This is a genomic window from Armatimonadota bacterium (assembly GCA_017993055.1).
Taxonomy (GTDB): Bacteria; Armatimonadota; UBA5829; order DTJY01; family DTJY01; genus JAGONM01.
Map to the genome: position 1 here is coordinate 1 of JAGONM010000061.1, position 11305 is coordinate 11305.

An 11305-nucleotide genomic window follows, 5' to 3' on the forward strand; every position below is an offset into this window, starting at 1 on the left:
GCGCGTACGGCCAGGGGATCACCTACCCGCAGATGAAGTGGCTCTGCGACTGGCATCAGGTGCGCGGCGTCAACTTCATGATCCCGCACTCGTTCAACCCGAAGGCGCCGAACGACACCGACTGCCCACCCTACTTCTACGCGGACGACGCCGAACCCCGATGGCCGCTCTATCGCGTGTGGGCGGACTACTCTAGCCGCCTGAGCCTGATGCTCACCGGCGGGAAGCACGTCTGCCCGATCGCGTTCCTCTTCTGCGGGCAGAGCAAGTACGTCGGCAAGTCGGTCACTCCGGAGGCCATGACCGGCGTGATCCAGGATGCGCTCTACGACTGCGACTGGATACCGTACGAGGTGTTCGAGAAGGATATGCAGTTCTCCGGCAGAGAGCTTGCACTCCGGGATGAGCGGTACAAGGTGCTGATCGTCCCGCCGGTCGAGATCATTCCATACCCCACGCTGCTCAAGGTCAGGGAGTTCTTTGAGAGCGGCGGGATCGTCTTGGGCTATGACTTCCTCCCAAGCAAGTCAGCGACCCTCGGGCATACATCGTCTGAGGTTGGAGCACTCGTTGATGCTATCTGGGGCTCGGGTGTGCCTGGACTGGAGGTGAAGAAGACAACCGAGGCCGGCGGACGCTCATACTTCCTTCCTGGGAAGATCACCCCAAAGGAGCTTCTTAGTGTCTTGGCCGGTGATTCATGGATCGAGCCGGTGCTCTATGTAGACAAGGGCGATACGGACGGTTGGCTGCATGTGCTCCACAGGGTGAAGTCGGGGAGGGACGTGTACCTCATCTGCAACCAGCAGCACGAGGGCGAGGCCAAGCGGTTTCGGATTCTGGCCGATTGCGCCGACGCGCATCCCGAGCGCTGGGACCCGATGCGCAACGAGATCACATCGCTGCCGAACGATGGAGAGGGCTTCGAACTGACGCTTGAGCCGATGGAAAGCGCGCTGATCGTCTTCAATCCGAACAAGGGCGCAAAGCGGCCGGAAGCGATCACGACTCAGAAGCCGAAGTCGGTCATCCCGGTGAAGGGCAACACGGCCAAGCCGAAGACCGGCGACGATCCGAATCTGCTCGAATCTCCGTGGGTCTGGTACCCCGAGGCCGATCCGCGGACGAATGCGCCGCCCGGCACAAGGTGGTTCCGCGCGGAGATCACCATGCCGGACAGGGCGGTCAAGGGCGGGCGCTTCCTTATCAGCGCCGACAACGAGTGGGTGCTCTACGTCAACGGGCAGAAGGCCGGTCAGAACAACCCCGGCGTGAACTCCTGGCAGAAACCAAAGGAAGTTCAGATCACCAAGTTCCTCAGGCCGGGCGTCAACGTGCTCGCGATCGCGGCCACCAACATCACGGACAAGCCGAGCCCCGCCGGGCTGATCGGGCGCTACTCGATCGGCCTCGAGTCGGGCGAACCGGTCGTCGGGAGCATTGACGGGTCGTGGAAGGCGTCGGACCGGGAGGTCCAGGGCTGGATGTCGGTCGGCTTCGACGACTCCGCGTGGCCGGGAGCGCAGGTCATCGCCGGGTACGGCGACGCTCCGTGGGGGAACATCGGGCAGTTCATCATGCCGGCGAACCCGTTCAAGGGGACGTGCCTGGTCCCTCAGCTTGGCAAGTCGAGGGTCTACCTGGAGATGGAGAACCTCGTGGAGGGCGCGAGCATCAAGGTCAACGGCAAGTACGCGGGAGGCATCATCGGCCGCCCGTTCCGCCTAGATGTATCGAAGCACCTAAGAGCGGGATCGAACAGGATCGAGATCGAGCCCTACGCGCCGGAGTCGGTGCGCCTGGCGGTGTATGTGGCAAAGTGACCGGTGATCAGTGAGACCAACCGTTCGGGCCGGAGTTGTACTCCGGACCGCGGCAGGTGTGAACCGGGAGGGAGTGCAACTCCCTCCCGAACATCATCGCTTCTCTCTCCCACCGATCACCTCTCACTGCCCTGCGCAACGCGGTAGTATGCGCGGGACAGGGAGTCCCGGGTGACGACGGCCTGCATGATCCGCTTGCGGATACTCGCGTCAAGCGACCCAAACGGTACGCGGGCGGCCTCGAACAGAGCCCCGTCGAGCAGCCGGGAGCGCTGAACAAGGCGGTTCTCCTTATCGGCAAGGCGCAGGTAGGCGTCCGCGAGCAGGACACGGGCGGCGGACGGCGCGCCGAGCCTGGCTGCGTTCTGAAGGCACGGGACGGCCCCGCTCAGATTGCCGCTACTGAGATGCTCGCGCGCCGAGGCGAGCCAGGTGTCCGCGTTCTCCCTACTCCGCGACTGTGACACAGGCTCGGTGACGTGCACCTGGTACTTGCCGGATATGTCGCAGAGCACGGCGAGCTTCGTGCCGTCGGGCGACCACCTCGGCGTCTGCTTCCGGCCGGCGAGAGGCGGGAGGGCGACGTACTCGAACCGGTCGGGGATCTTGCCGGTGTACGGCAGATTGCTGCTCGGCCGGGCCGCGTACGAAATGAGACGAAGCGTCCATCCGACCGTCGGCAGACGCTCGGGATGCACTCGATAGTCCTGGCCCGCGAGCTTCGCTTCCACGACGTTCGCGGTGAGATGCTTCGTGGGATGCCATGCCATCGGAAGGGGTCTCGACGCCGCCGGGCGCGGCCTGGCGGAGGTCCCCACCGGCTCGAACACCCCGAGCGTCCGGTATGTGTATGCGATCCCCTCCCAGCCTCTGCCCAGGAACTCCATGGCGACGTACTTCCCGTCCGGGGACCAGGCGCTGCGCCCGTAGACGGTATCCGTGCCGCCGCAGAAGTTCAGCCGCTCGCGCTCGGTGACGATGTCCACGGCCAACGCCACACCGTCGGCATCTCCGCCGCTGTCTCCGTAGGCGATCGTCCGGCTGTCCGGCGACCATGACATGCAGGTACGATACCAGCAGTTGACCCGGCGCACGACCTTTCCACTCTGGCCGTTCAGTATGGTGAATGACAGGTAGTCCGATCCAGGGTCGCCTGACACTAGTTGGCGGACGGCGACGTACCGGCCGTCCGGCGACCACTGTGGGTCGTTCGTCGAGACAACCTTCATGGACCTCGTCTCTATCCATTCCTCTCCCCGGAGATACTCCGCCTGGTGGAGACGGCGGGAAACCATCGCGACTCGATCGAGCGTCCAGAACTCCGTCCGGGTGGTAAAACCCGCGAGGCGGCTGTCCGGGGACCAGGTGATGTCATTGATCGGCCTTTCGAACGCATGGAATTGCTCCTCACCGGACTCGGTCCCGACCACCAGAATGCCGCCCGGCACTACGGCCGCAAGCAACTTCCGATCGGGCGAGAGGGTCGGAACGCTCATCCGGGCCATCGGCCTCTCCGCGAGCGCCCACGGCGGGCCGTCGAGGTCTTTTCGGTAGATGCCGTTCGCGGTCGAATACACGAGAGTGTCGTCGTCGAGCCACTCGAACCAGCGGATGGCATCCTCGGATTCCGTGACCTTCCCGGATGCGAGCGGCTGGAGCCAGGCATATTCGCCCTTCGGGACGTAGTCGCGGTCGGGGATGTCGTACCCCACGTTGATGATGGGCGGCGACGCAAGCATCCGGCGGAACTGCTTCTCGAGGGCCTTCTCGTCGGGACGGGCCAGGGACCTGTCGGCCGCGAGGAGCGCGTGAATCTGATCCGGTCGGGCAGTACCCTGCTCGAGGATCTCGGCGAGCGTCTCGTCGGCGGGCTTCGGCGTAGTCGGCGCGGAAGGAGGACGCTTGATCGGCGCTACCGACCCGGGCGGCCTGTTCGCGAGATGCCAGGCGGCAGACAGAATGATCAGCACGGCCAGAACGCCGAGCAGAAGGGTGCTTCGCGAGATACGCATGGTGGACGGCCTCCGATGAGATGTACGATGGCCCTTCATAGTATGTTACTTGCAGAGCCGTCATCGAGCAGGACTTCTTCGGGGACTCGGCTAAGTCTACGTTATCCGCATCTCAGGAAGGTTTGCCGTGACCAGACTTGCGCTTCTCTCGCTCATCATCTCCATGCTGTTGGCCGGGCGGTCGCTGTCCGATGCGCCGGAATTGAAGTTCAGGGAGCAGTTCATCCGCGGGCTGGCGGCCGGCGTCCCGGATATCCTCAAACGCCAGGACCCGAATACCGGCCGGTTCGGGACCGGCATCTGGATCGTGACCGACCAGAACGTGATGTTCACGCTGGCCGTGGCCTGGGCCACTCATTCGCCCGAGAACCCGTATTACCACGACCAGGGGCTGCTCGACGCCATCGTCGCCGCCGGTGACGCTCTGATAGAGGACGCGGACGAGAACGGCCAGTGGGAGTTCCGAAAGAAGGACGGCTCGACCTGGGGCAAGATCTACATGCCCTGGACGTACGGCGCCTGGATCAGGTCATACGCGCTCGTGCGCGAAGGCATGACTGCCGACCAGATGAAGCGTTGGGACGAGGCGCTCATCCGAGGATACACGAACATCGCGGCAACCCAGCTCGTCAAGGTACACAACATCCCCGCCTTCCACGCGATGGGACTATACGTAGCCGGGCAGGTGTTCGATCGGCCTGAGTGGAGGGACCAGGCGCGGAAGTTTCTCGGGAGGGTCATAGCCGAGCAGGACCCTGCCGGATTCTGGTCGGAGAACTACGGGCCGGTGGTCATGTACGGCTCGGTCTACACGACCGCGCTGGGGATATACTACGCGGCCTCGGGCGACGAATCGGTCATGCCCGCGCTGGAGCGCGCCGCCGGGTTCTATGCGAACTTCATCTACCCGAACGGCTCGGCGGTCGAGACCGTTGACGAGCGCAACCCGTATCACGGATCGGTGCGCTGGCCGAACGTGTCATTCACCCTCACTCCGGAGGGGCGCGGGTTCGTCAGCCAGCAGATGGGCCTCCTGGCGCGAAGGAATCTGCCGATCTCGGCCGAGAACATGGCGGACTACATCGCCTGCGGGCAGGAAGGCCCGACTACTGCGACCGCCGCGCAGGAGACGGATCGGACGTTCTCGCTCAGCGACGACAAGGCGTTGATTCGCCGGAAGGGACCCTGGTTCGTCTGCCTCTCCGCCTACTGCTGCCCGATCCCCAAGAGCCGCTGGCTTCAGGACCGACAGAACCTGGCAAGCATCTGGCACGACCGCGTCGGCCTGATAGTCGGCGGCGGGAACACGAAGCTGCAGCCGCTGTGGAGCAACTTCACGGTCGGCGACACGGAGCTACTGAAGCACGAGCCGGGCGATGAGACGCCGGACTTCACGCCGAAAGGACCGCTCTTCCACATCCCGTCCGAAGCCTCCATCAAGCCGGACGACCCGATCGGACTGAACTTGACCTACGGCGATGAGAGATGCCATGTCTTCGTCGAGACGGTGGACGACGACACCGCGCTCATCCATGTGCGCTCGACCCTGCGCTCGGGGATGCCGGTCGAGGGCCATGTCACTCTACTGCCGCACGTCGGGCTAGCGCTGCGTACGGGAGATGCGCCGGAGCGGGTACTGGGCGAGGACGCGTTCACGATGACGAGCGAGGAAGCGGGCGGATGGATCTCGCACGCGGGGTGGAAGCTATCGCTGCCTGAGGGATCGCGGGTGATCTGGCCGGCTCTGCCGCACAATCCTTACGTAAAGGACGGATCGGCGAAGATCGGCGAGGGAAGGATCGTGGTCGCAGTCCCCTTCACGCCCGGGCACAGGGAGTGTGTGTTGAAGCTGACAATCGAGTAACCAGCTACCAGTGCTACCCCAACTAAATACCGGTCACTGGTTACTTCCTCCGCCTGACCTCATACCGGATGAACGTCTTCGGCTCTCTGGCGTCCGGCCGCGTTAGGTACTCCTCCTCGTGCGGGCCGGCGATCTCGAAGCCGCTCTCCTCGATGAACCTGTGCAAGTGCTCGATCGTCGGACCTTCCTCGCTGTAGGGGCCGACGTGTAGTATCTGGGCCACGGCGCCGTACTCCCAGACCTCGATCCGCACGTCGGGACTCTCGACCTTCCTCGGCAGTTCAGTCGTGCCGTCAGGGATAGGAAGTCCCCAGAGGCCGGTCCACTGATCCTTCGGCAGCAGATGCGCGTCCGGCCACCGGGCTCGCAGGCCTGTTACCTTGAAGTCCTCGAGACCCTCCTTGCGTCGCTGGAACTTCAGGCCGTAGACAGCGCCGTAGAGAGCGGGAAACACCTCTTCGCCGACGACGTTGGGATCGCCCTTGCTCTCGACGACCGCCATGGTGTACGACGGCATGTCGAATATCCTCGGTTCCTTGAACCTGTCTTCCCCGGGCATGGTTTTCCTCCTCGAGTGTTGTCATTCGGTCAGTAGTTGAACCCGTAGCGGTGGATCGGGTTGCCGGTGGCCAGGCGGTCGAGGCGGACCTTGTCCACCGTGACCTTGCCGCTGAGGGCGATGAGACGCGCCTGATCGGGGTCCGGGCGGCCGCAGTGCTCGGAGAACATCCAGATGTCGTTCGCGTAGACGTCTACGACCGACCCGTCGGCGACGAGCTTGAGGCGCATCGGGCCGTCGGGCGAGACCTTCCCTTCCCTGCCTTCGCGCGGGGTGCGGTCCGCCGGATTGAGCGACTTCACGACGCCGGCCGAAACATCAACCGACACAAGGAGAGCACTCCCGAGCGCGAATCCGACCGTGCCGTCACCCGAAACCGTGCCCTCGAAGAAGCAGTCGGTTGCCGGAGTGCCGATGTCGGCGGAGGGTAACGCATCGGCGTCGAGGTTGTATCGGCGATTGGAATCGCCTCCTGCGAGGGATTCCTTGCGGGCCTTCTCGGTGCCCTTCCAGTAGACGAGGCGCATCAGGTCGCTCGGGAGGAACTCGACCTTCTTCGGGAGGGCAGTCGCGTACCTGATCGGCCCCCAGTGCATGAAGAGCTTATCGCCGCCTTCGTCTATGAGCTGCACGGCGTACGGCGGCGGGTCGGGCTGGCACCCCAGGCAGTCGTCCTCGGGGATCGCGAACGGGCCGAACATGCTATCGCCGATGAAGTAGTGCACGCCGCCCCGCGCCTCGACCTCAGGGTGCTTAGCGAGCCAGTCCTTCGAGAAATAGTTGCCGTACATCGAGTGGCCGAGATACCACTTCTTCCCGTGCTTGAAGAGGAACGGAAGCTCCATGCCCAGCGTGTACCGGTCGGAGATTACCAGCGGCGGGAGCGCCTCCCAGTGGATCAGGTCGGCCGACCTCAGCAGGGCGATGCACCCACGACTCTCGATCGGGCCTGCTCCCGTCGCCGTCGCACAGACGACGGTGTACCAAATCCTCTGCTTCTCGTCCCACAGAAAACTGCAATCGCGCCAGTTGCCGGCGGGGTCGTAGATCTTGCCGTCCGGGACCATCACCGGGTTGTCGGGGTGCTTCGTCCAGTGCACCATATCCTTCGAGGTCGCAACGCCGATTGGAGTCGCGCACTCACCGGGCCTCGGATGCTCGCGGATGCCGGGGTAGAAGAGGTAGAACGTGCCCTCGCGCTTGACGATGTTTCCGCTCGCGATCTTGCCGTCGTCCCACTCGCCGGGTTTGCCGATCGTGACGGCGACGCCCTCGTCATGCCAGGTGATGAGGTCCTTCGAGGTCGAGTGGAAGATGCCCTGCTCGAACCATGCCAGCGGCGGGCGGTCGGCCTGATCGAGCGGCGGCCACTGCTTGTCCCAGTCGCTCGGATGCGGGCCGTTCAGCTCGAACTGGTGCCAGAGGCCCTTCTCCTTGATGAACCACATGTCGAGCGCGAAACCCGGCGGCGAGTAGACCGCGTAGGCCGATGCGACGATGAGCAGAAAGAGAATCGCTGAGATAAGGTGCGCAGTATGCATACGGTTTTCTCCGGTGGCCGGCACGGAGACGCGGCCACTACGCATGATGTTGGAGGCGACTCCAGTCGGCGACGGCTGTGCGCCAAGGACGCTTCTCGATATGCTGCGCTACTCGAAGCTGTCGGGGCCTGGTTGCGAAACAGAACAACCGACCTCCTCGAGTAGCCCGCAGGGCATACCGAGAGGCTGTCCCAGCCATTGCCGTATGGAGGCGCCTCCCACAGATCATCAGTCCAGGCCGCCGGTCTCCTCCTGCGCGATGCGGACCCAGGCCGAGAGGCGCGACGGATCGCGCTCGCAGGTGTGCGTGTCCTTGAGAATCATCTCGAGCACGCAGCCCTGCGCTGTGTCGAGTGTGTCGCGGATGTCCTTCCGGATGCGGTCCTCGTCGAAATGTCCGCAGATCTGCGCCGGGTTCGGCTTCCAGGAGAACACGTACTTGTCCTGAAGCTGCTCGGCGGCGATCCGCAGGTCGGCCCACGGGCTGACCGAGATCCGGCGCAGGTTTGGAATCTTGAAGATGTACTGAAGGCGGTCGGTCACCGGCTCGCAGCACCCGTAGCATGTGAGACCGAACCGCTCGAGCAGCGGGCGCTGGTACCGGAGCGCGAACTCCTCGTGCATCTCCGGCGAGACCTGCGACATCTCCTGCGCCTCCGCGAAGCCCCAGAGGTCCTTGATGCGCACGCGCCCGTCGAACCCAGGGCTCGGCAGTTCGTCGGTGTAGGCCACGCCGCCCGAGCCGACGTAGTCGTCCTCGTTCGCGAGGTCGAGCTTGCCGTACGCCTCCATCTGATCCAGGAGCCGCATCGTGCCCTCGGCTAGGAACGACATCGCCTCGTGGACCCACTCCGGGCGGTCTATCATGTCGTACATGATCTGGTCGAGGCCGCGGAGCAGGGCGAACTCGCGCACGATGCTCGACTCGCCCCAGATGTGCATCCGGCGGTGGATTCGGACCTCGATGACGCCGCCGACCGCATCGGCGACCTGCTCGAAGTTGCGCTGGGTGGCCTCGTCGTCTATGACGAGGTCGGGAAACTTCAGCTTGGCCAGGTCCGACGGATCTTTGATCGGCGGGTCGGGATGCCACGCGCCCCGCTCGACTCCGCTGTGTATGTAGCCCGGTTGGAGTCCCCAGCCGGTGTGCGACCAGACGAGCCCGATATCTATTCGCGGCTCGATGACCTGGTCGTCGCGGAGGTGCTCCCAGTAGTAGATCTTGTGCCGGAGATGCCACTCGATCCCGCGGGCGAGGCCGTCGGCACACTGGAGTATGTCGTGCGGCAGAATCTCGCCCCAGGCGCCCTCGGGGAAGATCAGCACCATCGGCTTGGTCTTCCTGAGGCCGTTGTGGCGCTTCCACATCTCCCGCCGCTCGGCCTGGCGGGGATGACGGCCTATTTCGGCGACCCTCGCCGCCAACTGACGAAGGACCTGTTTGTCTCCTGGATCGAACGGCATGGTTGTGCCTCTGACCGGTCGGACGTGTCGAACACGTCGGACCGCTACAGGCGTATCAGTTCCGCTCCGCCGAGGAGGCCGTAATCGTGGAGGCTGAGCTCCTCGCGGATCGCCCCCTCACCCTCGAAGTTGTGCGGGCTGCAGCCGATGAAGTCATCGCCGTCGGTCTCGTGTAGCGGGCCGTGCGAGTTCTGGCGGCTGGCGACGACCTCTATCTCGAGTTCGTTGATTCCACCCTTCACGAACGGCGTCAGGTCGAGTTCGAACGGCCGCCAGAGGATCTTCCCGGCGGGCCGCCCGTTCACGCGGACCTTGTACATGATCCCTGAGGGCCGGACGAGCCGCAGCCAGGTGGACTTCCCATCGGCGGCAACGTCAATCGTGGTACGGTAGGTCATCATGCCCGAGTAGAACGGGTAGCCCTGCTCGACCCACGAGCCGTCCTCGAGCTCGGCCGGCTCGTCTGCGATCTCGCCCTCGTACGGAGTCGCCAACCGAACGCCGAAGTCGCCGACGATGTACGCAGCCTCCACTTCGCTGAGGAAGTCGTATGGGAACCGGAACTCGACGACGTTCTCGCCCTTCCTGACGAGATCGGTGATCTCGACGCGGCCGAATCCCCGGTCCCAGTGCCATCCCATCCTGGAGAGGTCCAGCTTCTTGCCGTTCACGATAACCTCGCCCTTGTGCATGTCTTCGATCACCAGGTAGGCGCTCTTCGGATGGGCGATCGCGCTCCGGAACCGATATCGCAGGGCGACGGGGCCGCCCTTGCCGTCGTAGTCGCCCTTGCGGATGGCGACCCACGGTTGCCACTGAAGAGCATCGGACGTGCCGAACCGCCTCGCCAGCGAGTGCCGGATGCGGAACTCCATATCCTCGTCCCACCAGGTCTTGCCGCCGTCGAGCGATGCGGAGAGGCGTTCCATGACCAGCACGTTCTTCTCGGACCGGGCGAACTGCCAGCCGTCGAGGAGGCGGACAACCTCTCCGTGCGCGAGATCTACCGGCGCGCGCTCGGGTGCCGCGCCGTTGACCGAGCCGAGGCCGACAACGATGAGCGTCGAGCCGCCCGGCGCGAGGGCGAACGAGTAGCGGGAGTCGCCGTCTACTTCGTCGGGAACGATCTTTGCCCGCGTGCCGGCGACGGGATGCCAGACGGCCATCGGGACGCCGGTTCTGCCGTGGAGCGTCAGGACGTAGTCGTGCGAGCGCTCGCGGTCTGAGTTGACGATGAAGAAGATCTCCTGATCCCCGTCAACCCGGCGTTGCAGGTAGAGCTTCGGGACGGCGTACCCGTCCGGGCCGCGGAGTGAATAGGTCCGCTGAGACACTCCGTCGAGCGCGTTCTGTATGTGAATGACGCCGCACGGTATCGTCCGGACCCCGCGTTGGGCGGCGAACGACCGCCACTCCTCGCGAGCCGGCTCACAGTCAATCTCCGTCGGCGGTCTGCCCAGGAGCAGCACCTTGCCGCCGTTCCCGACGAACTCCTTGAGAAGCTCGAACGTCCTTGGGCGCCAGGTTGCGGCCGGCGGGACTATCACGACGGGGTACATCATCTCGCCAACGCGGAACAGGTCGCCCTCGACCGAGCCGATCTCGCCGATCAGCACCTCATCGCCGAGATCCGCATCGTAGCCTGCGTTCAGGACGGCGTCGAGGGTCTTGCGAAGAGCGCCCTCGGCTCCCCGGGCCGCGCCCCAGTCCTCGCCGGGCGCATCGGCCGGCATCGTCGGTCGTTGGCCGTTGACATCCTTCCGCACGTTGAGCCCGAAGCGGTGGCCGGCCATGCCGGTCTCGATCGAGTGCAGGATCAGCGCGTCGGGCCTTGCGGTACCGGCCTTGAGCGCCGATGCCACTCGGGTGAAGTAGTCGTTGAGCGGCTTCAGCTCTTTCCAGTAGGTCTGCTGGTAGTTCCAGTTCGGCGGATAGTCGCGCTTCCGGCGGCCGCGCATCGAGTACCAGGTCAGGTGCGGGCAGAAGAAGTTCGGGCCGAGCACGAGGTTGTAGTCGCCGATCCACTTGAAGTCCTCGAAGGT

At 64.5% G+C, this 11305-nt stretch carries 7 protein-coding genes; 2 read left to right on the forward strand and 5 right to left on the reverse strand.

Features of this window, described 5'->3' with window-relative positions; all coding sequences use genetic code 11:
* On the forward strand, positions 1 to 1823 hold a 1823-nt coding region (locus KBC96_14920; protein MBP6965686.1), incomplete at its 5' end, for a hypothetical protein.
* Between the two features lie 116 nt (positions 1824 to 1939).
* Here the strand turns inward: KBC96_14920 and KBC96_14925 are convergent.
* Complete coding sequence (locus KBC96_14925; GenBank protein MBP6965687.1) at positions 1940 to 3835, reverse strand: PD40 domain-containing protein; 1896 nt, start codon at positions 3833 to 3835, stop codon at positions 1940 to 1942.
* A 127-nt stretch (positions 3836 to 3962) separates the two neighbouring features.
* Between KBC96_14925 and KBC96_14930 the strand changes: the two genes are divergently transcribed.
* Positions 3963 to 5699 (forward strand): hypothetical protein, encoded by a 1737-nt coding sequence (locus KBC96_14930; GenBank protein ID MBP6965688.1) that lies wholly within the window; start codon positions 3963 to 3965, stop codon positions 5697 to 5699.
* A 40-nt stretch (positions 5700 to 5739) separates the two neighbouring features.
* On the opposite strand, the gene KBC96_14935 is transcribed toward KBC96_14930, so the two are convergent.
* From KBC96_14935 to KBC96_14950, 4 genes are all read right to left on the reverse strand, one after another.
* Positions 5740 to 6258 (reverse strand): GyrI-like domain-containing protein, encoded by a 519-nt coding sequence (locus KBC96_14935; protein MBP6965689.1) that lies wholly within the window; start codon positions 6256 to 6258, stop codon positions 5740 to 5742.
* Positions 6259 to 6287: 29 nt separating this feature from the next.
* A complete protein-coding gene (locus KBC96_14940) occupies positions 6288 to 7799 on the reverse strand; it encodes a hypothetical protein (protein ID MBP6965690.1) in 1512 nt (503 codons plus the stop codon).
* A gap of 228 nt (positions 7800 to 8027) precedes the next feature.
* Positions 8028 to 9263 (reverse strand): hypothetical protein, encoded by a 1236-nt coding sequence (locus tag KBC96_14945; protein MBP6965691.1) that lies wholly within the window; start codon positions 9261 to 9263, stop codon positions 8028 to 8030.
* Positions 9264 to 9307: 44 nt separating this feature from the next.
* Positions 9308 to 11305: hypothetical protein (locus tag KBC96_14950; protein ID MBP6965692.1), on the reverse strand; the 1998-nt coding region annotated here is incomplete at its 5' end.

Coding starts and splice junctions, on each gene's coding strand:
- KBC96_14940 (MBP6965690.1), bottom strand. CDS start 7,799: ATGCATACTGCGCACCTTATCTCAGCGATTCTCTTTCTGCTCATCGTC.
- KBC96_14935 (MBP6965689.1), bottom strand. CDS start 6,258: ATGCCCGGGGAAGACAGGTTCAAGGAACCGAGGATATTCGACATGCCG.
- KBC96_14945 (MBP6965691.1), bottom strand. CDS start 9,263: ATGCCGTTCGATCCAGGAGACAAACAGGTCCTTCGTCAGTTGGCGGCG.
- KBC96_14925 (MBP6965687.1), bottom strand. CDS start 3,835: ATGCGTATCTCGCGAAGCACCCTTCTGCTCGGCGTTCTGGCCGTGCTG.